This is a genomic window from Rothia nasimurium (assembly GCF_014217215.1).
GTDB classification, from domain to species: domain Bacteria; phylum Actinomycetota; class Actinomycetes; order Actinomycetales; family Micrococcaceae; genus Rothia; species Rothia avistercoris.
Window position 1 is genome coordinate 1774695 of sequence record NZ_CP056080.1, and the last position, 25903, is coordinate 1800597.

Consider the following 25903-nt stretch of genomic DNA (forward strand, 5'->3'; position numbering starts at 1 on the left):
GCTAGAGGGCGGGTTTGAAGGTGGGGAAGCCCAGGGAAACCGGGGTGCCAGGCACCTGGGTGGTGCCGGTACCGCAGGAGTCGGCCTGGGCGCGGTCCCAGGCGTCGCCTGCACGGGAGCGGCGCACCGAGTACTGGTCAGCGGTGGGGTCAGAAATCAGGTGGAAGGAACCGGCCTCGGTGATAGGCAGGGTCACCAGGTCACCGGGGCGGGGCACCTCGCATCCTTCGGGCACGGTGAAGTGCACCAGGCGCTGGTCGCGGGCGCGGCCCGACAGACGGCCGGTTTCTTCAGCCTTACGCCCTGACTCTGCGGTAACCATCAGCTCAACGGTCTTACCCAGCTGCTTACGATTTTCTTCACCGGCGATACGGTCCTGCAGAGCGATCAGACGCTCGTAGCGTTCCTGCACCACAGCCTTAGGCACCTGGTTGGGCATGGTCGCTGCCGGAGTGCCGGGGCGAATCGAGTACTGGAAGGTAAAAGCGGACGAGAAACGCGACTCTTCGACCACGCGCAGGGTCTCCTGGAAGTCCTCTTCGGTTTCGCCGGGGAAGCCGACAATAATATCTGTGGTGATGACGGCATCGGGGATGCGCTCGCGCACCTTCTCCAGAATGCCCAGGAACTTCTTGGAGCGGTAGGAGCGCTTCATGTCTTTGAGCACCTTGTCAGAGCCGGACTGCAGGGGCATGTGCAGCACGGGCATGACGTTGGGGGTTTCGGCCATAGCGTCGATGACGTCGTCGGTGAACATGGCCGGGTGGGGGGAGGTAAAACGGACGCGCTCCAGGCCCTCGATTTCGCCGCAGGCTCGCAGCAGCTTCGAAAACGCCTGGCGGTCGCCAAAGCCCACACCGTAGGAGTTGACATTCTGGCCCAGCAGGGTCACTTCGATAGCACCGTCGTCAACCAGGGCCTGCACTTCTGCCAGGATTTCGCCGGGGCGGCGGTCTTCTTCCTTACCGCGCAGAGAGGGCACGATGCAGAAGGTGCAGGTGTTGTTGCAGCCCACCGAGATAGAGACCCAGCCGGAGTACACGTGGTCGCGCTTGGTCGGCAGGGTGGAGGGGAAAACCTCCAGGGCCTCCAGCAGCTCAGCCTGGGCCTCGTTGTTATGACGGGCGCGCTCAAGCAGGGTGGGTAGGGAGCCAATATTGTGGGTACCGAACACCACGTCGACCCAGGGGGCCTTCTTCAGAATGACGTCCTGGTCCTTCTGCGCCAGACAGCCACCTACGGCAATCTGCATGCCCTCGTTCTCACGCTTGACCGGGGCGAGCTGGCCCAGGTTACCGTAGAGCTTATTATCGGCGTTTTCGCGCACGGCACAGGTGTTGAAAACGACCAGGTCGGGGGTGGTTCCCTCTTCTGCGGGCACGTAGCCTGATGCTTCAAGCAGGCCGCTCATGCGCTCTGAATCGTGTACGTTCATCTGGCAGCCGAAGGTACGCACCTCGTAGGTGCGGGTTTTGGGTGCTGCCACGGGCTTGTCGGTGTTCACGTCAATACTCACCCGTACAGTCTACTAGGTTGCTATTCTGGGCTCTATGCCGGTTTGCCCTTCTCCCTCATTCTTTGCATCACGTGCCGCCCAGGCTGCAAGCGCCTACTCCCCTAGTGCGGTGGAGCAGCCCGTCGATTCTCCCGCTTTTTTGCGTCTGCTGGCCGGGCTTTTAGAGCGTTCTGTGGAGCTGACCGGCGTTCAGGTTGCTAGTGCCCAGATTCTGTCGAGCGGGATGCGGTCTGTGGTGGTTCGGGTGCGGGATCATCGCGGGGCGAGCTGCGTGCTCAAGTATTTTCGCCGCAAGGATTCAGCCTGCAACTCTGGCGGTTTTGGCTACCTGCGCGAAAAACACGGCCTTGCTGCCCTGGAGCAGGTCGCACCGGGGCTTTACCCCCGCCTATTGGCTGCCGACGACGCTGCCCGTCTGCTGATTCTTGAGGACGTCACCGGCGGCGCCTCATCCGCTATCAGCTTGGGTGAGCTTCTGCTGTCGTCCGGGGCGGACGCCGCACCCCGGCAGGCCCTGGACGCTTGGGTAGATACCTGGGCTAGCATTCTGGGCTCTCCCGCCCAGGCTGCCGCCCAGGCATCTTTTGCCGCTGAGCTTGCGAGCGCTGACGCGCGGGCGTCCGCACCGGGGTCCCTACCCTCACCCCAGCTTGCCGACAAGGGCCTGCGCCTGCTGGCCGAGAGGGAAGGTGTGCCCGTGGGGTCGGTTGAGTTCACGCAGATGGAGGAGTCCGTGGAGGGCATTATCTACCCGGCGCCGAGTGAGAGGGTGCTGTCGTCCGGCGATTTTTCTCCGGCCAATCTGCTGCAGCAGGCGGCCCCTGGGGCGGGGGTGCGCGGTATCGACGCTGAGGGAACCTGCTGGCACCACTGGGCACTACCGGTGGCTGAACTCCTGCTGGGCTTCCCGTCCTGGCCTGAGGGGCCCCTACCGCAAGCAGTATTAAGCAGCCTGACCTGGCACACAAAAACCCAAGAATTCTACGAGCGAGTCTCACCCCAGCCCCAGGCAGCTTTTGATCACGACCAGCACGTGGCTTCAGCGGTTCTCACCCTCCAAGCAATCTTAACGGAACAAACTGTCGGGCATAAGCAGTCACAATAGCTCTTATTTTGCCCCGCCGGGAGTACTATCTACTTCAGTACCTCACACTGTACGCACCCTTCTTATGTTCCTCTACCCTAAGGATTTCCATGTCCTCGTCCGCTCCGTCAGGGTCAGTCGCCTATCAGCGCCCTGCCCCAACCCTCAGTGTCCTCCAAGGCATCGCCCTCATCTTCGGCACCAATATTGGCGCGGGCATCCTCAGCCTGCCCTACGCCGCCCGCAACGGTGGTTTCCTGGCGCTCGCCATTGCCCTCACCATTGCTGGTTTGCTGACTACCTTCTCTATGATGTACATCGCCGAGGTTTCTCAGCGCACCAAAGAACCACTTCAGCTCTCAGGTCTAGCAGAAAAGTACCTGGGTCAGGCCGGCCGCTGGGTCATCTTCGCTGCTATCATGGTCAACTCCATCGGTGCACTCATAGCCTACGCCGCAGGCTCAGGCTCTCTGCTCAACAATCTCACCGGTTTACCACAGCTCGCTGGAACCCTACTTTTCTTCGCGCTTGGCTCCTTCATCATGTTTAAGGGTCTACACGCCACCGGTCTTGTCGAAGGGCTCATTACCACGGGCATGGCAGCGATCATTCTTGCCCTCTCACTCTGGACTATTCTTGGCCCCGGCATCACTCTCTCCAACCTGGTAGAGTTGCACCCCTTCTTCATCGTGCCAATTATGAACCTAGCGGTCTTCACCTTTATGGCTCAGTACGTTGTCCCTGAGCTGGTACGCGGACTTGGCGACGCCAACCCCAAGGCTATCCCCACCGCTCTCGTTGGCGGCATGTCAGCCACCGGTTTCACCCTAGCTCTGGTTCCTTTTGTCGCGCTGGGTCTGCTCGGTGATAACGTCTCTGAGGTTGTCACGCTCTCCTGGGGTGAGGCCCTGGGCCCTCTTGCTTACTACCTGGCTAACATCTTTGCCCTGCTGGCAATGTTTACCTCTTTTGTAGCTATCGCCTACACCGCTATGCGTAATATCCTCGATATCACTCGCTGGGAAGAACACGGACCGCTTCGTATCGCCGCTGTTGGCCTGACCGTTTTACCCCCGCTGGCTATCTCTATTGCCGGTCTAGGCGGTTTCGTTTCTGCCCTGTCATACGCCGGCGGCTTTGCCGGTGCTGCTATGTCTATCCTCCCGGTGCTCATGCTTCGAGCCGCCTGTAAAAAGGGCGAGCTAGAACCTGTCTGGACAGTGACCTGGCAAGCTCACCCCGTTGCCCAGGGGATTCTCATTGTGACCTATACGGTTGCCTTTATTTACTCGGTTGCCGCTATTTTCGGTCTACTGCCCAACGGCTGGTCGTAAACCTGCCGTAGGCCACATCAGACTGGGGCGCACGGTACATACCTCTGTACCGTGCGCCCCTATTTTTAGTCATAGTAGGAATAGCTATCCTGGGCGGTTATGCCCATCGCTTGAGCGTAGCTCTCGACCTCTTCGCGCACCACGCTAAAAGCTAGGCCCGCCGGGTAGCCCTTACGACCCAGCATAGCCACCAGGCGGCGCATGACCTTCTCTTTCTCAGCTCTGTCCCCCAGATTCATTGAGGGGCGCAATTTTTTGCGCACCAGCTCGTGGGCGTCGGCGCGCTCGTCCTCCTCGGTGCGCTGCTCCAGGGCTATTTCGGCAAGCTCGCCCTCAACGCCCTTGGTTTTCAACTCCCGCCGGATAGCCGACCGCGACAGCTTCTTCACGTTCATTCGAGTGCGCACATACATATCGGCGAACTCAGCGTCATTAATCAGGTTGACCGCCTCAAAACGGTTCAGGATATCCTCAATAACCTCGGCAGAAATTTCTTTCTCAACCAGCTTTTTCTCCAGCATGGCCCGGGACTTAGGCGAGGCAGCAAGCTGATTCAGCACAATATTTTTAGCCCGCGTAAATTCACTCTCCGGTTCCTTACCGGCGCGGCCTCTCTTCTCGGGCATGGGAATAACCCCCTGCACCAGCATCTCTTCGTCGGTGACCGGCTCGTTCAGGGCTGAGCCTTCACGGAAGAGGGGCTGCGAGCGCTTGCGCTGGGGAGCTTCATTCTCTGGGGCGGACGCAGCCCCGATGGCGGGTGCGAAGGGCGAGCGGGCAGCGTATTTGGCGGGCGGCTTGCGAAACCCTTTTTTGAGGTTGGGGTTGCGGCGGCGGGTGTATTTGCCCTGACGGGCTGGTTCCGCAGCCTCGGCTACTTGCCCACCGTCACCGCTACTGCCCGCTACGGCTGATGCTTTACCGGTATAGGGGGTAGCGGTTTGCGTGCTGGCGTAGGCGCCAGACTCCCCCGGCAGGTCCTGGGCCAGGCCCTGTGCCGCCGGGTGCCAGGCCGGGTACTCCTCAGGGGCAAGAAAATCTTCGACTCGTGGGTTTTCTGCGCTCACATTCCCCTCCTACTGCCTACATCGTGTCATGTCGAAAGCCGCCACTACCGAGGCTTCTCCCGGTAGTGGCGGCTACTAGCTCGCTGTTATGAGTTTAGAAGTTCTCAGAGATATCATCGAGCGGGTCAACAGAGGTGCTAGGCTCTACCTCGTCCAGCTCTTCCTCTTCGCCCTCAATGATGCCGAGCTTGACCATAGTCTTGTACTTGATCTCTTCGGTCAGTTCGGGGTTGTCCTTGAGGAAACGGCGCACGTTTTCCTTACCCTGGCCCAGCTGATCGCCCTCGTAGGTGAACCAGGCGCCGGACTTCTTGACCACGTTGTGCTCAACGGCGAGGTCGAGAATGCCGCCTTCAACCGAGATACCCTCACCGTAGAGAATATCGAATTCAGCCTGCTTGAAGGGCGGAGCCATCTTGTTCTTGACGACCTTAGCGCGGGTACGGTTACCGATGGGGTTAGCGCCGTCCTTGAGGGTCTCAATACGGCGAATATCGATACGTACCGAGGCGTAGAACTTCAGAGCCTTACCACCGGTGGTGGTTTCGGGTGAGCCGAAGAAAACGCCAATCTTTTCGCGCAGCTGGTTGATGAAGATAGCGGTGGTGTTGGTTGCTGACAGGCGGCCGGTAATCTTACGCAGGGCCTGGGACATCAGACGGGCCTGCAGACCCACGTGGGAGTCACCCATCTCGCCCTCAATTTCGGCGCGGGGCACAAGAGCGGCAACGGAGTCGACCACGATGATGTCGATGGAGCCAGAGCCCACCAGCATATCCATGATTTCCAGGGCTTGTTCACCAGTATCGGGCTGGGAGACCAGCAGGGCGTCGGTGTCTACACCCAGCTTGGCTGCGTAGACCGGGTCAAGGGCGTGTTCAGCATCAATGAAGGCTGCGATACCGCCGGCCTTCTGCACGTTAGCCACAGCGTGGAGGGCGACGGTGGTCTTACCGGAAGACTCAGGGCCGTAGATTTCTACCACGCGGCCGCGGGGCAGGCCGCCAATGCCGAGGGCTGCGTCCAGAGCCAGAGCACCGGTTGAAATAGTTTCGACCTTGCTGGCCTCGCGGTCGCCCAGACGCATAACGGAACCCTTGCCGTAGTTCTTATCGATCTGGGCAAGGACGGCCTCAAGCGCCTTTTCGCGCCCTTCGGCGGGCACCTGACCTACTGACTGCATGCGAGTTTTCGCTGCCATGTATATTCCTCATTTCTTATCGCGGTACGAGAGTTCTTCTCTGGCTACCACGGTAATACCTAGGGCTGACACTTTAAGGGTTCAGCACGAAGATTTTGAAAATCTGTGGATAACCCGGTTATGTGTCGCGGACTGCCGGTCGTTTGTTCACAATCCTACAGGAATTCGAACACATTTTCTATTAAGTACGAACGATTTTCTAGACTAGGGCCGCGGTTCGATATCGGGCCCCAGCTGCCGTTCCACAGGAACGTCCTGCACCCGACAGATAGCCAGCCATACCTCACGCACGTTGGCACCGGCGTCCAGGGCTTGCTGGGCCGTCAAATCACCGAAGTCCCCGGGCACCAGATCACGGGCTAGATGGCGGGCATAGACCGGACCAAACTCATGATCCATCGCCGCCCAAAATTCACTGAGCTTCATCTTTTTCCTTCCTCCACAGTACACAGACACCACAGAACACAAAGAGAGCCGAGCCCTTGCGGGGCCCGGCTCCATCTCTTAGTTGCCTAAAGAGTGAATCGTCTAGCGAGCTGCCAGGGGGCGCTCGACGGCGGGAATATCGCGGCTTGAGGTTGCGGCGATACCGTATTCGCGCTTGAACTGTTCTGAGAACTCAGCGGGTACGGTATCGGGTACCGAGAATCCTTCTTCAACAGCCATGCGAGCGGAGACTTCGGCCAGCATAGCTGAGAGGGAGATGCTCAGCGCCTGGCAGATGGAAGCCAGCAGCTCTGATGAGGCTTCCTTCTGGCCGCGCTCGACCTCGCTGAGGTAGCCCAGTGATACTCGGGCTGAGTGGGAAACTTCGCGGAGGGTGCGGCCCTGGCGCTGGCGAACATCGCGCAGAACTTCGCCGATAGCGTGGCGGAGCAGGATAACTTTACCGGCGTCTTGGGCGGGGGCAGCGTTCTCAGTCTGACCCACATCCTTCCAACGGACGACACCGTTCACGGATACGGGCTGCTTAGTCATTTTTATACCAATCTCCTGGTTGTCATGCTCCCGTTATATCAGGAGCGGGTGTTCTCAGCCTAGCGCATATTCGCGCTTTCGTCAGCTGACCTCAAGAATATTTCGTTTACTTACGACTTTTTCTTGTTACATCTATCTAAACCTACGCGGCTGTGTTTTCATTCCCTGTTAGCTGAAAAATTCATCTGAAAATTTTCTGGGAGCTTACTTAGCGGTTTCAGCAAGAAACTCTGCAAGCAGGTTCAAGGCATCGTGGGCTGCTTGGGCACGAATTTCTGCCCGGTTGCCCGCATAGTTTTTTTCAAGCACGCGGACACCCCCGCTCGCCGGGTGCGCTACGGCCAGGTAGACGCGCCCTACCGGTTTACCGTCGCAGGGCTCTGGCCCGGCAGCCCCGGTGGTGGCTACGCCGAAGTCAGCTTCGCAGACCCGGGCGGTTCCCTGAGCCATGGCGATTGCGACGTCTGGGTCTACCGCTCCCCGCTCAGCGAGCAAACCGGCAGGTACCCCCAGTACAGAGGCCTTGACCTCGGTGGCGTAGGAGATAACGCCACCCCGGTACACCGCAGACGCCCCGGGAACGGTGCAGATAAGCTGGCCTACCATACCCCCGGTCAGGGACTCTGCCGTTGCCAGCTGAGCACCGGTGTCCGCCCCCTTCTGCGCCCCATCGGCTACGCGAGCCACCGCAGCAGCAACCAGGCGGGCAGCTGCACGCTCAAGGTTCTGAGCCATCATCTCTACCATGCCGGTCTACTTCCCCTGAGCCGCGAAGTAGTCACGGCGCAGCTGCATGGCCTTGACAACGTAGTCGATACCGGTCACCACGGTCACGACCACCACAGCGGCCATCACCAGGTAGCCGGGCCACAGAGCCCAGGAACCCAGCTGCCCCAGCGGGAGAATCATCAGCACCAGTGCCACCGTCTGCAGCACGGTCTTGAGCTTACCGCCCTTAGATGCTGCCATGACCCCGTACTTGATGATGAACAGGCGCATCACCGTGATACCCCACTCGCGCACCAGAATGACGATGGTGACCCACCACCACAGCTCCCCCAGCATGGACAGCACCACGAAAGCAGCCCCGGTGAGCAGCTTATCGGCGATGGGGTCAGCAATCTTGCCGAAGCTGGTAATCAGGTTGTTTTTGCGGGCTAAGTAGCCATCGAGCCAGTCGGTAATCATGGCCAGTACGAACACGGCGGCTGCCCACCAGCGCAAGCTCAGGTTGGCCTCACCGTGGGGCCCGCCGGCCCAGAGGGCCCAGACGAACAGGGGAACCATCACAATGCGCAGGGCGGTCAGCGCATTCGGGATGTTCCAGTTAGAAGCGGTTGCGGTCTGGTCGGCCACGGTGTTCTCCTTAGGGTGGTTCCGCCCCGCTCGCGATAAGCGGGGCGGACGCCGTCGGTTGGGTCTGGCGGGGAAGGCCGGCTAACGGCCGGTCAGGTTCCAGGCGTCTTCGCTGTCGGGGTCGTCCGCCTCGTCGTAGTAGTCAACGGCCTGCGGCACCCCGTCGTTCATGTGGGCTACAGGATCCCCGCCGTAGGGGTCACTGTCTACAGGGGCCGGAGGCTCTTCACCCCGGATCTTAGCGAGGACGGCGGGCAGGTCATCGGGCTGGACCAGTACGTCGCGGGCCTTCGATCCCTCAGAGGGGCCAACGACTTCGCGCGATTCGAGCAGGTCCATCAGGCGCCCTGCCTTAGCAAAGCCCACGCGCAGCTTGCGCTGCAGCATGGAGGTCGAACCGAACTGGGTGTTGACCACCAGTTCGGCTGCCCGCAGCAGATCGTCCAGGTCGTCCCCGATGTCGTCGTCAATCTTCTTGGAGGGGGCAGCGGCGATTACGTCGTCGCGGTAGACCGCAGGGGCCTGCTTCTTTACGTGCTCCACAACCTCGTGAATCTCAGATTCACCCACCCAGGCACCCTGCACACGCATAGGCTTCGACGCGCCCATGGGCAGGAAGAGGGCGTCACCCTGGCCGATCAGTTTCTCGGCGCCGGGCTGATCGAGCACCACGCGGGAGTCGGTCACTGACGAGGTCGCAAAGGCCATGCGGGAGGGCACGTTGGCCTTAATCAGGCCGGTGACCACGTCAACGGACGGACGCTGGGTTGCCAGCACCAGGTGGATACCGGCGGCTCTGGCCAGCTGAGTGATACGGACGATGGACTCTTCCACATCGCGCGGGGCAACCATCATCAGGTCGGCAAGCTCGTCCACGATCACCAGCAGGTAGGGGTAGGCCTTAATCTGGCGCTTGGAACCGGGCTCCGGCTGAATCTTGCCGGCCTTGACGGCCTTGTTGAAGTCGTCCACGTGCTTGTAGCCGTAGTGGGCAAGGTCGTCGTAGCGGGCGTCCATCTCTCGCACCACCCACTGCAGGGCCTCGGCAGCCTTCTTGGGGTTGGTGATGATGGGGGTGATCAGGTGGGGAATCCCCTCGTAGGCGGTGAGCTCCACACGCTTGGGGTCAACCATAATCAGGCGCACCTGATCGGGGGTTGAGCGCATCAGGATCGAGGTAATCATGGAGTTCACGAACGAGGATTTACCGGCACCGGTAGCACCTGCCACCAGCATGTGAGGCATCTTAGCCAGGTTAGCAATGACGAAGCCGCCCTCGACGTCCTTACCCACACCCATGACCATGGGGTGATCGGTAGCGTGGGCCTTAGCCGAGCGCAGCACATCGCCCAGCACCACGATTTCACGGTCAGTGTTGGGGATTTCGATACCGATAGCACTCTTACCCGGGATGGGCGAGAGAATGCGTACGTCGGCAGACGCCACGGCGTAGGCAATGTTCTTGGACAGGGCGGTGACGCGCTCCACCTTGGTGCCGGGACCCAGCTCAATCTCGTAGCGGGTGACGGTGGGGCCGCGGGAGAAGCCGGTGACTTCGGCGTCGACGTTGAACTGCTGGAGCACGTTGGTCAGGGCATTGACCACCTGCTCGTTGGCTTCGGAGCTTTCCTTGGCGGGCGGGCCGGCCTCGAGCATGGACTCGGTGGGCAGGGTGTAGGAGCCGGTCGACGACTCCACGACTAGCTCGCCACGCGGCTGCTCGGTTCGCTCTGCCACGGTGTTGTTTTGCAGGCGGGCGGACGCGCGCTCGGCAGCAGGGCGTTCGGCGGCAGGACGCGCCGGGGCGGCTGCGCCCGCGGCACCTGCACCTGCAGCACCTGCAGCAGCCGCGCCGGTCAGGGCAGCACCCAGGGATGCGGCAGAAGCGCTCCCCTTGCCGGGGCGGGGCACGGCAGGAGCTGATGCGGGGGCGGGTGCTGATGCAGGAGCAGCAGCCGGTCGGCTAACAGGCTGAGGCGCAGCAGTCTCGGGCTCAAAGCCGTCACGGTCTGTTTCTACCGGTTCAGGGCTATAGCCGTGGTCCGCGGCAGCCTGGCGGGCCTGGTCGAGACGCTGGGCCGGGGCGTCCGAACGCTCCTGCTCAGCGTAGCTGGCCGCGAGCTCGTCCTCGCTCTCCCATAGCCCCTGGTCAAAGAGCTCGCCCTTTTTCTTGGCGGCCTTAGCCGCTGCTTTCTTCTCTTTACGGGTCTGCTTGCGGGGGGCCTCAACGTCAAAGGCTTCTACGGGGCGGGCCGCGTTCTGGGCAGCACGGCGGGGGGCAGCGGGAACCTGCTCAACGCGGGCGGTTTCAGGTTCGGCGTCGTAACCGTCCTCAATAACAGCGGCCTGGTAGGGCTCGTCTGCCTCGTAGCGGTCAAGCCTGCGGTCCTTCTCATCGCGGGGGCCAAAGCCCAGCCAGCTCAGCAGGCCACCGCGACGACGGGGAGCCGGGGCGGGGGCGTCCTCATAGAGATAGGAGCGGTCGTGCTCGCCGTCCAGCACGCGGGTTTCGGTATCGTCCTGGGTGCGGGAGGCACGGGAAGGACGCCCGGCGTCGGCAACAGAGCCGTGGGGCTTTTCGCCCAGCAGTAGGCCGAAAATATGCACGACCTTGGGCCAGATTTGGCGCAGGGGCGTATCGGTTGCCACCAGCAAACCAGCCAGGAAGACCAGGGCAATCACAAGCCATTCGAGCACATTCACGCCGCCCACGATACGGCTTGCAGGGGTACCGATCAGCACACCCACGGTACCACCACCGCCCCAGAATTCATCAAAGCTCGATGAGAATGAGGGGTAGCCGGCGACCTTGGCACCCATCATGGACGCCGAAACCGTCATGATGGTAAAACCGATGGCGATACGGTTGTTGGCGCGCACTTCTAACGGGTGGCGGAAGATTCTGATCGCGAAAATCAGGCAGAGAATGGGAATCAGCAGGGAGCCCTGACCGAAGAGGCCGCCCACGGCGATATGCCACAGGTGCAGGGGCCACTCGTACCAGGCCAGGTTGGCGGGGTCAGCTCGCCAGCCCCACCACTCCACGCCCGCGGTGAGCAGGCCAATAGCCAGCACCAGCAGGGCCCCGCCGTCACGGCGTTCATGCAGTTCGATATCGGTGCGGAGCTCGCCCATACGGCGCACAGCACCGCCCACGGTAAAGGCTAGAGACTGCCAGGCTCCCACCAGGGCGCGCACAAAGGCGTTGCTCTCCTGAGGGGGTGCTGACGTGGTCTTACGGCTTCGACCTTGAGCGGAGGTTGAGCGACGTGAGGACGTCTTGGAGCGGCTCCCCGTAGAGCGGGGAGCTGATTTACTCGATGCAGACTTTCGCGGAGCCATTCTTCCCAATACTGGTTGACGTTGGTATGCGTTTAAATAGCTTACCCGGCAGCAGGTAAAACTGCCGCCGGGTATGCTCAGAGGTTGCTAGTTGCCTTCGGCCTCAGGGGTGTGGGTCTCGATGACCACGGGTACGATCATGGGCTTGCGGCGCAGGCGGCGGGCCACCCAGGCGCCCATGGTACGGCGGACGATCTGCTGCAGCTGGTGGGTGGTGTGCACCTTCTCGGGGGCCCGGTGCAGGGCGTCCTCGAGGGCTGCGGTGATCTTGGGGGTGATGTCGTCGAACACAGAGTCGTCTTCGGCGATGCCGCGGGCGTGGATGTCGGGGCCGGTGACTACGCGCTTGGTGGCGCGGTCGACCACAGTCACGATAGAAACGAAGCCTTCTTCGCCCAGAACGCGGCGGTCCTTGAGGTCGTCCTCGGTCACGTGGCCCACGGACTTACCGTCGACGTAGACGTATTCGCAGGGTACCTGACCAACGATATCGGCGCGGCCATCGCGCAGGTCTACCACGGTACCGGAGTCACAGATCAGCACGCGGTCGCTCTTGATACCGGTTTCGATAGCGAGCTTGCCAGAGGCCAGCAGGTGGCGGACTTCACCGTGTACAGGCATGACGTTCTTGGGCTGCAGAATGTTGTAGCAGTAGAGCAGCTCGCCAGCGGCGGCGTGACCGGAGACGTGAACCCTGGCGTTGCCCTTGTGCACCACGTTGGCGCCCAGCTTCATCAGGCCGTTGATCACGCGGTAGACGGAGGTTTCGTTACCGGGAATCAGGGATGAGGCGAGGATGATGGTATCGCCCTTTTCGACCTGAATCTTATGGTCGCCATTAGCCATACGAGAGAGGGCTGCCATGGGCTCACCCTGAGAACCGGTGCACATCATCACAATCTGCTCGGGACGGTAGTCATCGACCTTCTTGAGGTCAACCAGAATACCTTCGGGTACGTTCAGGTAGCCCAGCTTTTCGGCGATGGTCATGTTACGCACCATGGAGCGGCCCACCAGCACGACCTTGCGGCCGCGCTCGGCGGCGGCATCGAGCACCTGCTGCACACGGTGCACGTGGGATGAGAAGGAAGCAACGATGACGCGGCGCTTGGCGTCGCGCATGACGTTAGAGATAACCGGGCCGATGTTCTTTTCGGTGGGGGTGAAGCCGGGAACCTCAGCGTTGGTTGAGTCAGGCAGGAAGAGGTCGATGCCTTCTTCACCCAGGCGGGCGAAGTGACGCAGGTCGGTGATGCGGCCGTCGAGGGGCAGCTGGTCCATCTTGAAGTCGCCGGTGTGCAGGCACTTACCGGCCTTGGTGCGGATGAAGACTGCCAGGGCATCGGGAATGGAGTGGTTAACGGCTACAAATTCGCATTCGAAGGGGCCGAAACGCTCAACCTGGCCCTCAACGACGTCCATGGTGTAGGGCTTGATGCGGTGTTCCTGCAGTTTTGCCTCGACCAGGGCCAGGGTCAGCTGGGAGCCAACCAGGGGAATATCGGGGCGCAGACGCAGCAGGTAGGGTACAGCACCGATGTGGTCTTCGTGGCCGTGGGTCAGCACGATAGCCACGATGTCCTGCAGGCGGTCCTTGATGTAGTTGAGGTCGGGCAGAATGAGGTCAACGCCGGGCTGGGACTCTTCGGGGAAGAGCACGCCACAGTCGACAACGAGCAGTTTGCCGTTGATTTCGTAGACGGTCATGTTACGACCAACTTCACCCAGGCCGCCCAGGGGCACAACGCGCAGGGTGTCTTTTTTCAGTTTGGGGGGTAGGTGCGGGCTTTCAACTGTTTGCATAGTTTCTCTTTCGTTCGTTTTTCTTTTCTGAATACGGGCAAAGCGGGCCACCCAAAATCGCCGTGATTTTGGGTGGGCCCGCCGGGTACCCGCAGTACGTTTTTACTTGATCAGGGTTGAGGCGATGATGGAGCCTTCGAGGTCGGAGCGCATGAGGGCGGCTTCTTCGTCGGTAGCCAGTACGTGCGGCAGGCGCACGGTAGCTGAGTCGAGGATGCCCTGCCAGGTGAGAATCTGCTTGGCGGCGACGCAGCCGGGTACGCGGCTCATGGCGGCGCGGACGACGGGGGCCAGGTCGAGGTGCAGTTTCTGGGCGGTTGCCAGGTCGCCGGCGACGGTTGCGTCGATGAGCTGGCGGAAGTGTTCGGGGGCTACGTGGGAGGTGACGCCTACAAGACCTACTGCGCCCATGGCGAGCCAGGGCAGGGTGAGGCCGTCATCGCCTGAGTAGTAGTCGAGGTCGGTGGTTTCCATGACCTCGGTGGCTGCGGTGAAGTCTGCTTTGGCGTCCTTGACTGCCACGATGTTCTCGTGGCCTGCCAAGGCACGGTAGACAGCGGGGGTGATGGGGATGCCTGCGCGACCGGGGATGTCGTAGAGCATGACGGGGGTCTTGACGGCGTCAGCTACGGTGCGGAAGTGGGCTTCCAGGCCGGTCTGGGTGGGCTTGTTGTAGTAGGGGGTGACCACGAGCAGGCCGTCTACGCCTACTGCTTCGGCGCGAGAGGCCAGGTGCAGGGTGTGGGCGGTGTCGTTGGAACCAACGCCAGCTACGATTTTGGCGCGGTCGCCGACGGCCTCTTTGACGATGCGGAAGACGTTTTCGTTTTCCTCATCGGTCATAGTGGAGTATTCGCCGGTAGTGCCGCAGACGATGAGACCGTCGTGGCCTCGGTCCACCAGATTGGTCGCGAGCGCTGCGGTTGCTTGTTCGTTAACTTCGCCGTTGGCGGCAAAGGGGGTAACCATGGCGGTGAGCAGGCGCCCGAAGACGGGTTCTGCTGCGGTTGAGGTGTTCTGTGCGGTCTCAGACATATCTACTACGTTACCTTATCTGGCTGGATGGGGTGGGGTGAGTTTGCTTAAAGCTAGGTGGTTGGGCGGGGTGGACGCCTGCGGGCAGCTTCTAGACGGAGAGTTGGGCCGGGATTTTGCCGCGGTGAAGGGCGATGGCGGTGCGCATGGCTTTGCGGGCGCGTTTTCGGTCGCCGGAGGCATCGTAGGCCAGGGAGAGATGGAACCAGTTTTTCCAGTTGGTGGGTTCGGCCTCGGTGGCTGCTGCAACCCGAGTGAACTGGGCGTCGGCGGCGGTGCGGTCGATACGGCCAGATTCTGTGCGGGGTAGGGTGTCTTCGGGCAGTTCCCCGGTTGCGGCGAGTTCTTGGCCCAGTGCCTGGGTGCGAGAGCCGAAGATAATTTCGCGGACCATGGCCCATGCTCCCAGGACAGGTAGCACGATGAGAGCCCCGCCCAATAGTGCGCCCAGGGTTCCGGCGTTCTGCAGGAAGATGAAGCCTCTCTGAACGGTCAGCACCAGGTAGAGGCTCAGGGCTACCGTGACGAGGGCGGCGAAGGCACGCCCCCGCCCACCGGCGTCCACCGCGATAAATACCGCGCAGAAAACACCGACCGCGAGCAAAAAGAGGCGGGTTCCTAGCGGTAGGGGCAGGATGAGCACGGTGAGGATGGCCAGGGTGATTGCCCCGGCGGTGAAGGCGCGCAGCGAGGTCATGGATTAGTCCAGGTTGAGGTAGCGGTCAAGGCCTACGGTGAGGCCGGGGTGCTGTTCAACCTGGCGGACGCCGAGCAGGACGCCGGGCATGAAGCTGGTGCGGTCAAAGGAGTCGTGGCGGATGACCAGCTGCTGGCCGGCGTCGCCCAGCAGGATTTCCTGGTGGGCGGTCAGACCGCGCAGGCGGACGGCGTGCACGTTAACCCCGGCCACCTTGGCGCCGCGCGAGCCGCCCTCATCGGTTTCGGTAGCGTCGGGTGAGGCGGGCACACCGGCTTCGGCGCGGGCTGCTGCAATTTTGTGGGCGGTGTGGACGGCGGTACCCGAGGGGGCATCCACCTTGTTGGGGTGGTGCATCTCGATGACCTCAACCGATTCAAAGAACTTAGCAGCCTTAGCTGCAAACTCGGTGGCCAGGATAGAACCGATAGCGAAGTTGGGGGCAATCAGCACGCCCACCCGGGGGTCCTCGGCGAGCAGGGCTTCAAGGGAAGCAAGACGCTCTTCATTCCATCCGGTGGTGCCGACCACCGCGTGGATGCCGTGCTCAACGGCGAAGCGTACGTTCGCTTCGGTAGCGGAGGGAACGGTCAGATCGATCATGACGTCGGCGCCGTATTCAACCAGTAGGTCCAGGGAGTCCCCGTTGCCCAGGGCGGCTACCAGATCCATATCTTCTGCGGTGTTGACCGCTTTCACTGCCTCTGACCCCATACGACCAGCAGCGCCTACAACAGCGACCTTCCAAATCTTGCTCATGCCTCTATATACCCCTTAGTTAGTCCATTAGCTTGGGTGCCAAGCGGCACCTGGCGGTACTCGCTCACGCGCACAGCACCGGCTGGCGCACGTATCGCATCAACAAGCCACATCACACTACTCTAGCGAACGGGGTAGCCTCGCTGCACGCTCTGCCGCACCCAAGCGTCCTTTCACCTGCGCCAATACCCCAAAGTAGGCGGGGGTATTCCAGCATCCGAAACCGCCTTCGGCTCGCTGAGTGCCAAAAGACCCGGCGGGTGCGACACAAGAAAAGCCTGCCAGCTCTTACACTAGAAAGGTGCGCCTGCACCCCAGCTCACCAACCCAAGGGAACTATGAAAGACGATCACGTTTTTTACTCTGCCGTGCACCCCCACGAGGGGCAGCGACGCTTTGTCCTGCGCGGTCTCGACGGCGTCCGCGCTATCGCGGTGCTGCTGGTGCTGGTGTACCATTTCTGGCCCCAGTACCTGCCCGGGGGCATGATTGGCGTTGATATTTTCTTCGTTATCTCGGGTTATCTGATTACTGCCCTACTACTGCGCGAGGGTGCCTACACCGGCAAGATGGATATCGTTTCTTTCTGGGTGCGGCGTCTGCGCCGCCTGGTACCGGCTTTTGCCCTGCTGACCCTGGTAGTAGGTTCTTTAGCCCTGCTCGTGGGCGGCGACGCGCAGGTCGGCCTGGGCCGCCAGATTCTCGGTGCTTTTACCTACTCGTCGAACTGGCTGCTGATCTGGGCCGGTAACGACTATTTCACGCAAACCTCCCCTGAGCTCATGACCAATTTCTGGTCGCTGGCGGTTGAAGAGCAGTTCTACCTGTTCTGGCCCGTGGTGATGGTCATTGTCTTTATGTTTACTGCCAAGTGGTGGCAGCGGGCTCTTGTTCCTGGCGTTTTGGGTGCCCTGTCGCTGCTGGCTGCGGTCGTACTGGGGCTACTGGGTGCTTCCACCACCCGCCTCTACTACGGCACCGATACCCACCTTTACGGCCTGATGCTGGGCGTCCTGCTGGCCATGATGATTCCCTGGTCCATGTACCCGCCCGTTGATGACCGCCTCTACCCCCTGGTCGGCTACGGCAACGGTATCTGGGGCTGGCTGCGCCAGCTGGTCGGTTGGGTGAGCCTGGTCGCCGTCATTCCCTTTGCACTCACCCTTTCAGACCACAGCTCCTGGCTCATGCCCTGGGGCCTGCTGGTGGGTTCTCTTTTGGGTATGGGTATTATTCAGGCCCTGCTTCCGGACGTCCGTGGCGGCACCTCCGGGCTCTTTCGGGGCTTGCTGTCCCTAGCTCCCCTGCGCTGGATTGGCCAGCGCTCCTACGGTATCTACCTCTGGCACTGGCCCCTGATGGTGCTCACCCACTACACCTTTGGCGCGGCGCGCTCCCCCTGGGTGAACGTCGGTGTGCTGTTCTTGACCCTCATCGTTGCGGGGCTGTCGTATATGTATGTGGAACAGCCTGTTCGGCATCTGGGTTTCCGCGGGGCACTATCAGCCTGGTTCTCAGCCATGGTGGCACCGACTGGCCGGGCCCTGCCGGTGGGCGCAGCCGTCCTTGCCGGTGTAACCCTCATTGCCACCGTTTTTGCGCTACGTACCGCACCTGCCATGACCCAGGCTGAAGCCGTGGTGGCAGCCGGTGCCAACTACGCGCAGGCGTCCGCGCCTGCACCCCAGCCGACTACCGCATCAACTGCTCCCAGCCCACCAGTTGAGGCCAGCGCTTCAGCTGAACCGACGGAAAGCGCCAGCCCCTCCCCCAGCGCCTCCGCTTCGAAGGTGGCCGCTGTTGATGGGTCCCAGGTGACGATTGTGGGTGACTCGGTCACGCTGGCTTCTTCGATTGCCCTGGGCGAGGCTATGCCCCAGGCCCTGGTCAATGCGGAAGTTTCCCGCACCAGCGCAGCTGCCCTGCCCGTTGTGAAGCAGATGGTAGATTCGGGGCAGATGCGCGATGTACTTGTACTGTCGGTAACCGCCAACTCTACTTTCACCGTAGATCAGCTAGAACAGCTCAAGGCATCAGTGTCGCCTAACGGGGAGCGCAAGATTGTGCTGGTAACCGGCGTTGGCCCGGCAAACCTAACCTGGATTGAGCCCTCTAACCAGGTGATTCGCGAGTTCGCGGCGCAGAACCCCGATACGGTCTTTATTGCCGACTGGCAGGCAGCGGCCAAGGGCCACCCCGAGTACCTGGTCTCCGACGGCGTGCACCCGCAAAATGAAGGCCTGACCGCCTACGCCCAGACCGTCAAGGACGCTGTGGCGAAGGCGCTGGCGGGATAAGGTCGTTGCAGGGCCGGGCCGTCAGGTCTGTGCCGTGTCACGGGCTGTTCCCCGGCTCCCGGCGTCCTTCCCGCGTTTGCCCGCTTTTCCCCTCACTTTGTACCACGTGCTGCCCAGATTTATCCCCAAAAGTGGGCAGGACGCGGTACAAAGTAGCTAGAGCGGCGCCCCTCTGCGCAGTTCAAGCATTGCAGCAATTTCACTGGCTACCTGCTCCGGATGGTTTCTCACCTGCGCCCAGCTATACCGAAGAACAATCCAGCCCTGATTCTGCAGCTGTTTCTCACGCTTGCGCTCTGACATAACAGCCCGATCAGTAGGCCCGTAGTCCGTGTATTTGATGTGGCCATCAAACTCAACAATGACCTTCTCATCCTCGTACAGAAAATCAGGTCTATATACCCTACCTCCAACCACTACGTTTACTTGCTGTGCAGGTCTCGGTAGACCACCGTCAATAATTGCGATCAATAGAAGAGTTTCACCGGGGCTTTCGCACAGGCTACTGAGATACGGAAGTGTAGCCCGCGCTCGGCGTGCTCCCCGGCCCTTGAGCCTATACAGCCGCTCTTCTAAAGCTTCACTCGTTGTAAGCTGCCGATTCAAAGCCGAGTTGATAATGCACACCGATTCGCTCAGCTCCAGGTATCTCGCACAGTCATCGAGTGTCTGTAGCAGGCTAGTTGCTCGCACTGTTCCTGATATGTATGCGATAGGCACAGAAGGTTTTACAGTGTAATGCTTGATGATTCCTTGAGCGCGGCCTCGAGTATTCGAGCCAGCCAGAATATCGACCAGGTTCTCTGAAGCAATGACGCTAAGGCCATGGAGCCAGGCAGCGCTCCTGTGGCTGAAGATAGCATCAGGGTTCTGTTTTGCGTAGGCAGCTATGGCGTAGGGGTATCGCTCGGCTGGTCGCAGAGAGTTATAGATAGAGCTTGGGCAGAATATGCCGGGGCGTAATTGCACGAGCTCGCCGCGGTGCATTTTGCGTGTGATGGTGGAGTTGCATAGGCCGGCGGCTACAAGTTCGGCGCGGGTGGAAACGAAGGTTAGAGGTTCAGCGATCCGCATAGGGTGAGTTTGGCTCACCCAGTATGAGATTTTCTACTACTCGGTAATCTGTGGATAGCGGATAAGAATCTTGGGCCTAGCCAGGGATCTTTGGGGCGTTCTTTTGGTGAAGTGAAGACGCTTTGTTTCGCCTTCCGTTCACAGGGGTTGACAGGCTGTCGTTTACCCGCTTCGGGGAGGGGTTGTCCGCTTGCCCTGCATTCCCCTCACTTTGTACCACATGCTGCCCAGATTTAGCCCCAAAAGTGGGCAGGACGCGGTACAAAGTGGCAAGGTGCCCGTAGAGAGCGCAAAAAGAAGGACGCCCGCAGATAAGCAGGCGCCCTCCCTAAAGTTTATTTGACGATGGTGGTGACCCACTCCTGGTCTGCCAGGTAGCGGGCGAGGTCGTTGACCTGGTCGGCGGTTACTGATCGAACACCATCGAGTAGCTCATCGATCGAGAGGAACTTACCCGAGTCCAGCTCGGCCCGGCCCAGGCGGCTCATGCGGGAGCCGGCGTCCTCACTGCCCAGTACAGTGGAGCCGCCCAGCTGCCCAACAACCTTCTCAAGTTCTTCCTGCATGATACCGTCACGTACAAACTCGTCAAAAGTAGAGCGCATGAGCTCGGTGACCTGCTCTGCCTTGGCAGGCAGGCAGCCAGCGTACATGCCGAAGTAGCCGGCGTCTGAGTAGGATCCGGTAAAGGAGAAGGTGGAGTAGGCGAGGCCGCGCTTTTCGCGGATTTCCTGGAAGAGACGGGACGACATTCCCCCTCCCAGGGCGGAGTTGAGCACGCTCATGGCGTAGCGGCGCTCGTCGCCGGCGATGAGGCCGGGGCAGCCCATCACGATGTTGGTCTGTTCAAAGCCCTTTTCAAGTGTTTTTTCGCGGGCACCGGGCACAATGTCGCTCTGGTGGCGGACGCGGCGCGGGGCTGGCAGGGCCTCTTCGGTGAGGTCCCAGCCGCGATTGGCTAGGGACTCAAGCACCAGGTTGACGATTTCGGAGTGGTTGAGGCTGCCCGCTGCTGAGATAACCAGGCGGTCGGGGGTGTAGAACTTTTTGTAGTGTTCCCAGACCTTGTCTCGGGCGACGTCGGTGATTTCCTGCGGGGTGCCGCCGATGGGGCGGCCCAGCGGGTTGTTGCCCATGAGCTGTTCGATGAAGGATTCGAAGGCGACGTCGGTGGGGTCGTCCTGGTCCATGGCGATTTCTTCGAGGATGACGCCGCGTTCCTGTTCCAGCAGGGTGGGGTCGAGCTTGGCGCCGGTAACCATGTCAGCGATGACGTCGATAGCCATGGGGGTGTCTTCATCGAGCACGCGGGCGTAGTAGCAGGTGTGCTCCTTGGCGGTGAGGGCGTTGGATTCGCCGCCTACCCGGTCAAAGGCATGGGCGATATCGAGGGCGGTGCGATTTTCAGTGCCTTTGAAGAGCAGGTGTTCGAGGAAGTGGGTGGAGCCTAGCATGCCGGGCTGTTCGTCGCGGGAGCCTACCCCGACCCAGAAACCGATGGAGACGCTGCGTTGGGAGGGCATGCGCTCGGTGATGACGCGGACGCCGCCCGGCAGCACGGAACGGCGTACTTCGTTGCCTCCCCCACCGGCGTAGATGAGACGGCCGGTGCGGTAGTTGAGCTCGTCGGTGAGGTCAGCGGTTTCAAGGGGTAGAAGGACAGGCATATCAGTCAGGTCTTTCTGATGGGGAAAGTAAGAAATTGAACGAGTAAGAGGGGGCAGACACCGGGTGTCTGCCCCCTCTATCTGCTTCGTACGGTAGAAGCTACGGAGCGGTCATTACTCTTCGTCGCCGCTCTCTTCGCCTTCGGCTACGACGGGTACCAGGGACAGCTTGCCGCGGTCGTCAATCTTGGAAATCTCGACCTGGACCTTCTGGCCTACGCCGACGACGTCCTCAACGTCGTCCACGCGCTTGCCGTCGTTGAGCTTGCGCAGCTCGGAGATATGCAGCAGGCCGTCCTTACCGGGGGTCAGTGAGACGAAGGCACCGAAGGTGGTGGTCTTCACGACGGTACCCAGGTAGCGTTCCCCAATCTCGGGAACCTGCGGGTTAGCAATCGCGTTAATTGCTGCGCGGGCTGCTTCGGCAGAGGGGCCATCGGTAGCGCCGATGTAGACGGTGCCGTCGTCCTCGATGGAGATGTCGGTGCCGGTGTCTTCCTGGATCTGGTTGATCATCTTGCCCTTGGGGCCGATGACCTCACCGATCTTGGCGACGGGGACCTGGATGGAGATGACGCGGGGTGCGTAGTCGCTCATCTCGTCGGGTGCATCGATAGCTGCGTTGATGACCTCGAGGATGTGCAGGCGGGCTTCACGGGCCTGGGTCAGGGCGCCGGCCAGAACGGAGGCGGGGATACCGTCGAGCTTGGTGTCCAGCTGGATAGCGGTCACGAACTCAGAAGTACCTGCGACCTTGAAGTCCATATCGCCCAGGGCGTCCTCAGCACCGAGAATATCGGTGAGGGCTGCGTAGCGGGTTTCGCCGTTGACCTCATCAGAGACAAGACCCATAGCGATACCGGCGACGGGTGCGCGCAGGGGCACACCGGCGTTCAGCAGGGAGAGGGTGGAGGCACAGACGGAACCCATGGAGGTAGAACCGTTGGAGCCCAGGGCTTCAGAGACCTGACGGATAGCGTAGGGGAACTCTTCGCGTGAGGGCAGGATCGGGGTGATCGCGCGCTCGGCAAGAGCACCGTGGCCGATTTCGCGACGCTTGGGTGAGCCCACGCGACCGGTTTCGCCGGTTGAGTAGGGCGGGAAGTTGTAGTGGTGGATGTAGCGCTTGGACTTGACCGGGTAGAGGGAGTCCAGCTGCTGCTCCATCTTGAGCATGTTCAGGGTGGTGACGCCCATGATCTGGGTTTCGCCGCGTTCGAAGATGGCAGAGCCGTGGACGCGAGGCAGTACCTCAACCTCAGCGGTGAGCTGACGGATATCGGTCAAGCCGCGGCCGTCGATACGGACCTGGTCGGTGAGGATGCGCTGACGCACAACGTGCTTGGTCAGGGCGTTGAAAGCTGCGTTGACTTCGTCCTCGCGGCCCTCGAATTCCTTACCTTCACCGGCGAGGGACTCTACGATTTCCTGCTGCAGGTCAGCGGACGCGGTTTCGCGGTCCTGCTTACCGGCGATGGAGTAGACCTCAACGATCTTGGGTTCAAAAGCCTTGACGGCTTCGTCGATTTCTGCGGCACGCTCACCGAAGATGGGCAGCTCCAGAGCGGGCTTGCCGGCGCGCTCAGCCAGGTCAGCCTGGGCCTTGCAGAGGGCAGCGATGAAGGGCTTAGCAGCTTCGAGGCCCTCAGCAACAACTTCTTCGGTCGGTGCGGTGGCGCCGTCTTCCTTGATGAGCTTCCAGGAGTTATCGGTAGCTTCTGCCTCAACCATCATGATGGCGACGTCTTTGGTGCCGTCAGCCTTGGTCACAACGCGACCGGCTACAGCCATATCGAAGACAGCGTTTTCAAGCTGGGAGTGCTTGGGGAAGGCAACCCACTGGCCGTCAATCAGGGCAACGCGCACACCGCCGACGGGGCCCGCGAAGGGGGCACCGGAGAGGGTGGTAGAGCAGGACGCTGCGTTGATTGCTACGGTGTTGTAGATTTCGTCGGGCTCAATGGTGAGCACAGTGACAACGACCTGCACCTCGTTGCGGATGCCCTTCTTGAAGGCAGGACGCAGGGGGCGGTCGATCAGACGGGCAGCCAGGATCGCTTCGGTTGAGGGGCGGCCTTCACGGCGGAAGAAGGAGCCGGGGATCTTACCGGCTGCGTACATGCGCTCTTCAACGTCTACGGTCAGGGGGAAGAAGTCTAAGCCGTCACGGGGGCTCTTGCCGATAGCGGTGGCTGAGAGCAGGGTGGTGTCGTCGTCGATGGTGACCAGGGCAGAGCCTGCGGCCTGCTTGGCGAGGCGGCCGGTTTCGAAGCGTACTACGCGCTTACCGAACTTGCCGTTGTCAATGATTGCTTCTGCAAACTGAATTTCGGGACCTTCCAAGGTTCCTCCATTTCTGTTGTCTGCGCCGCGCCTTCGGTCATCGATTGAGGCTCACAGACCCCGCCAATGGGGCTTTCTGTAAACCGCTACCGAGGACCGTCAAAGCACGCGGCGACTTATTTCTATTCTGTAGGTGGTAGGTGTGGGTGAGGGCGTCACCCTCGACCAGCGGCGTCCGACTAGTAAGCCGGATGCGCGGGTTTCGGTGTCGCCCTCACGCTCACAAACCTGGTGTTATCGGCGGATACCGAGACGCTCGATGAGGGCGCGGTAACGCTCGATGTCGACGCTCTTGAGGTAGCCGAGCAGGTTGCGGCGGCGACCAACGAGAATCATCAGACCACGACGTGAGTGGTGGTCGTGCTTGTGGAACTTGAGGTGTTCGGTCAAGTCGGTGATACGACGAGTCAGAACTGCAACCTGAACCTCGGGTGAACCGGTGTCACCTTCGTGGGTTGCGTATTCCTTCATGATTTCCTGCTTGATCTTGGGATCAAGAGCCATGGGTTAACTCCTAGAGTTAGTGCCGTGTGCGGCCCGGTCAACATTTTTGCTGCCGGGTGGAGGGGCAAGGACGCCGGTGGGCGGCTTTCCCGCTGCAGATAACTGCCACGGACTGCAGTCACATGCATAGTCAACTCTACAGCACAAGCCAGCCACCGGGAAGAGAGGCCCCGGTGGTAGCTTGCTCACCTGCGGGCTACTTCTTTTCGCGGCCAAAGGCTAGGGATGCGAGCACGGTAGCACCGGTAACGGCGCACACAGCGGGCCAGGGGCCAATCTTCTTGTGCAGGGCGTGGGAGTAGCCGAAGGCGCCGAGGTAGACGGCGGTGAGGGCAACAGCGGTGCCGGTTCCGGCGTTCTTCTTCCAGCCGGCAAAGGCAGCAGCGCCACCAGCGGCTAGGGCGACCCCGCCCAGGGCGCGGACGTTAGTAACACGGGCAACCTTGTAGCCGCCCATCAGGCCGGCTGAGGCAGCAGCGGTGGGAATCAGTACGTTCATGGAAGTACTCCAATCGTTCGTGAACACTTATGTCCTAGCCTACTCCTCCAGCTAGCGCGAGTTCCCTAAGTACGAGAGAATAGTAAGCATGCAAATCACTGAGAATTTTGAGAAGCAGAAGACTAACGTTGAGTCTTTCGACCTGGATCATACCGCTGTGGCGGCTCCCTACGTGCGTGTAGCTGACCGTAAGACCCTGCCGGGTGGGGACGTCCTGATTAAGTACGATGTGCGTTTCACCCAGCCGAACAAGGGGCACCTGGGCATGAAGGCGGTTCACTCGATTGAGCACATGACCGCCCACCACATGCGCAATCACACCGACGCTCTGATTGACTTCTCCCCTATGGGCTGCCAGACCGGTTTCTACGCCCTGACCCTGGGTGTTGAGCCTGCCGATTTTATGCAGATTCTTGAGGCTACGATGAATGACCTGCTGGAGGCCGATGAGGTTCCGGCCGCTAACGAGGTTCAGTGCGGTTGGGGCGCTAACCACTCCCTCGACGAGGCCCAGGCTGCGGTTCGTGCTTTCCTCGAGAAGAAGGACGAGTGGGAGCAGGTGATGGCCTAGTGTCGGCTTTTGCTCTTCCCGGCGGCTTTGATAACGCCGCCATCGTGCAGGTAGCCATGGACGAAGAGGCTGCCCCCTTCCTCACCAAGACCGAGCCGGTCGGTGAGGCCTACGCCCTGGGTGAGGCCATCTTCTACCCCCGGGTGCTTGCCACCGGTACTGATGAGCTAAAGATTCTGCTGGTGCGCTCAAAGATTGGCCTGGTCAATGCCGCCACGGCCTTGTCTGTTGCCCTGGCGCTGGTGCCCACCCCGCGCGTCATTGTGTCTGCCGGTACCGCCGGCGGCCTACGCGCCGACGTGAATGTGGGCGACCTAGCTATCGGCACCGACTACACCTACACGGACGCGGACGCCACCGCCTTCGGCTACGAGTTCGGGCAGGTTCCCGGCATGCCCGCAACCTACGCCACCGACCCGGTGCTGGTTGAGAAGGCCCGCGCTGCCGCGGCGGCCTACACCGGTGAAGGCAGCGCCCTCTTTGGGCAGATGCTGGCCGGTGGGTCTTTTGTTACCGCCCACAACGTCAAAGACACCCGCCAGCTCTTCCCCCAGGCGCTTTCCACCGACATGGAAACCACCGCTCTGGCCCAGATTAGCTCCAGTCGTTCCCTGCCCTTCATCGCGGTACGCGGTATCTCTGACCTCTGCGGCCCGGCAGCCGACCAGGACTTCCACATGGACGCCCCCATCGTGGCCGAACGAAGCGCCACCCTGGTGCTTGACCTGCTCAGCCGCTAACCCGCGTCCGCCCCGCTCCACCCGAGAGGAAAACCA

Annotated in this window: 22 protein-coding genes; 5 read left to right on the forward strand and 17 right to left on the reverse strand. The window is 61.1% G+C overall.

Annotation, left to right across the window (positions count from 1 at the left end; translation table 11 throughout):
- Window position 1: 1 nt before the first annotated feature.
- Window positions 2-1516, reverse strand: a complete 1515-nt coding sequence (gene miaB, locus HWU94_RS08065; protein WP_185173265.1) for a tRNA (N6-isopentenyl adenosine(37)-C2)-methylthiotransferase MiaB — start codon at window positions 1514-1516, stop codon at window positions 2-4.
- 34 nt (window positions 1517-1550) lie between these two features.
- On the opposite strand from miaB, the gene HWU94_RS08070 reads away from it, so the two are divergent.
- Complete coding sequence (locus HWU94_RS08070) at window positions 1551-2621, forward strand: hypothetical protein (protein ID WP_185173266.1); 1071 nt, start codon at window positions 1551-1553, stop codon at window positions 2619-2621.
- Window positions 2622-2710: 89 nt separating this feature from the next.
- Window positions 2711-3934: an amino acid permease gene (locus tag HWU94_RS08075; RefSeq protein ID WP_185173267.1), complete on the forward strand. Its 1224-nt coding sequence runs from the start codon at window positions 2711-2713 to the stop codon at window positions 3932-3934.
- Between the two features lie 65 nt (window positions 3935-3999).
- Here the strand turns inward: HWU94_RS08075 and HWU94_RS11620 are convergent, their stop codons facing one another.
- From HWU94_RS11620 to dapB, 11 genes are all read right to left on the reverse strand, one after another.
- On the reverse strand, window positions 4000-5001 hold the full coding sequence (locus tag HWU94_RS11620; RefSeq protein ID WP_244955932.1) for a regulatory protein RecX: 1002 nt from the start codon (window positions 4999-5001) through the stop codon (window positions 4000-4002).
- 94 nt (window positions 5002-5095) lie between these two features.
- On the reverse strand, window positions 5096-6202 hold the full coding sequence (recA, locus tag HWU94_RS08085) for a recombinase RecA (RefSeq protein WP_185173268.1): 1107 nt from the start codon (window positions 6200-6202) through the stop codon (window positions 5096-5098).
- Between the two features lie 204 nt (window positions 6203-6406).
- Window positions 6407-6628, reverse strand: a complete 222-nt coding sequence (locus tag HWU94_RS08090; protein ID WP_185173269.1) for a DUF3046 domain-containing protein — start codon at window positions 6626-6628, stop codon at window positions 6407-6409.
- Window positions 6629-6730: 102 nt separating this feature from the next.
- A complete protein-coding gene (locus HWU94_RS08095; protein ID WP_185173270.1) occupies window positions 6731-7180 on the reverse strand; it encodes a helix-turn-helix domain-containing protein in 450 nt (149 codons plus the stop codon).
- 204 nt (window positions 7181-7384) lie between these two features.
- Window positions 7385-7927, reverse strand: a complete 543-nt coding sequence (locus tag HWU94_RS08100; protein ID WP_244955933.1) for a CinA family protein — start codon at window positions 7925-7927, stop codon at window positions 7385-7387.
- Between the two features lie 6 nt (window positions 7928-7933).
- Window positions 7934-8536 (reverse strand): CDP-diacylglycerol--glycerol-3-phosphate 3-phosphatidyltransferase, encoded by a 603-nt coding sequence (gene pgsA / locus HWU94_RS08105; RefSeq protein WP_185173271.1) that lies wholly within the window; start codon window positions 8534-8536, stop codon window positions 7934-7936.
- Between the two features lie 81 nt (window positions 8537-8617).
- The gene (locus tag HWU94_RS08110; protein ID WP_185173272.1) at window positions 8618-11878 is read right to left on the reverse strand and encodes a DNA translocase FtsK; all 3261 of its coding nucleotides are present in this window, start codon (window positions 11876-11878) and stop codon (window positions 8618-8620) included.
- Between the two features lie 87 nt (window positions 11879-11965).
- Complete coding sequence (locus HWU94_RS08115; RefSeq protein ID WP_185173273.1) at window positions 11966-13681, reverse strand: ribonuclease J; 1716 nt, start codon at window positions 13679-13681, stop codon at window positions 11966-11968.
- 102 nt (window positions 13682-13783) lie between these two features.
- Window positions 13784-14716, reverse strand: coding sequence for a 4-hydroxy-tetrahydrodipicolinate synthase (gene dapA / locus HWU94_RS08120; protein ID WP_185173274.1), 933 nt, complete (start codon window positions 14714-14716; stop codon window positions 13784-13786).
- 91 nt (window positions 14717-14807) lie between these two features.
- Window positions 14808-15413, reverse strand: coding sequence for a hypothetical protein (locus HWU94_RS08125; RefSeq protein ID WP_244955934.1), 606 nt, complete (start codon window positions 15411-15413; stop codon window positions 14808-14810).
- A 3-nt stretch (window positions 15414-15416) separates the two neighbouring features.
- Entirely contained in the window at window positions 15417-16172 is a 756-nt protein-coding gene (gene dapB, locus HWU94_RS08130; protein ID WP_185173275.1) for a 4-hydroxy-tetrahydrodipicolinate reductase, read from the reverse strand.
- A gap of 338 nt (window positions 16173-16510) precedes the next feature.
- On the opposite strand from dapB, the gene HWU94_RS08135 reads away from it, so the two are divergent.
- Window positions 16511-18469 carry an acyltransferase family protein gene (locus tag HWU94_RS08135; protein WP_185173276.1) on the forward strand — a complete coding sequence of 653 codons (1959 nt, stop codon included), beginning with the start codon at window positions 16511-16513 and terminating at the stop codon, window positions 18467-18469.
- A gap of 156 nt (window positions 18470-18625) precedes the next feature.
- Here the strand turns inward: HWU94_RS08135 and HWU94_RS08140 are convergent, their stop codons facing one another.
- From HWU94_RS08140 to HWU94_RS08160, 5 genes are all read right to left on the reverse strand, one after another.
- Window positions 18626-19189: an endonuclease domain-containing protein gene (locus HWU94_RS08140; RefSeq protein ID WP_185173277.1), complete on the reverse strand. Its 564-nt coding sequence runs from the start codon at window positions 19187-19189 to the stop codon at window positions 18626-18628.
- A gap of 689 nt (window positions 19190-19878) precedes the next feature.
- On the reverse strand, window positions 19879-21210 hold the full coding sequence (locus HWU94_RS08145; RefSeq protein ID WP_185173278.1) for a pitrilysin family protein: 1332 nt from the start codon (window positions 21208-21210) through the stop codon (window positions 19879-19881).
- A 114-nt stretch (window positions 21211-21324) separates the two neighbouring features.
- A complete protein-coding gene (locus tag HWU94_RS08150; protein WP_185173279.1) occupies window positions 21325-23553 on the reverse strand; it encodes a polyribonucleotide nucleotidyltransferase in 2229 nt (742 codons plus the stop codon).
- A 234-nt stretch (window positions 23554-23787) separates the two neighbouring features.
- On the reverse strand, window positions 23788-24057 hold the full coding sequence (gene rpsO, locus HWU94_RS08155; protein ID WP_135012745.1) for a 30S ribosomal protein S15: 270 nt from the start codon (window positions 24055-24057) through the stop codon (window positions 23788-23790).
- Window positions 24058-24253: 196 nt separating this feature from the next.
- On the reverse strand, window positions 24254-24556 hold the full coding sequence (locus tag HWU94_RS08160) for a hypothetical protein (RefSeq protein ID WP_185173280.1): 303 nt from the start codon (window positions 24554-24556) through the stop codon (window positions 24254-24256).
- A gap of 88 nt (window positions 24557-24644) precedes the next feature.
- Here HWU94_RS08160 and HWU94_RS08165 point away from each other — a divergent pair, with 88 nt between their 5' ends.
- On the forward strand, window positions 24645-25127 hold the full coding sequence (locus HWU94_RS08165; protein WP_185173281.1) for an S-ribosylhomocysteine lyase: 483 nt from the start codon (window positions 24645-24647) through the stop codon (window positions 25125-25127).
- A complete protein-coding gene (mtnN, locus tag HWU94_RS08170) occupies window positions 25106-25867 on the forward strand; it encodes a 5'-methylthioadenosine/S-adenosylhomocysteine nucleosidase (RefSeq protein ID WP_244955935.1) in 762 nt (253 codons plus the stop codon). Before HWU94_RS08165 ends, mtnN begins: the two co-directional genes overlap by 22 nt.
- Window positions 25868-25903: the final 36 nt, after the last annotated feature.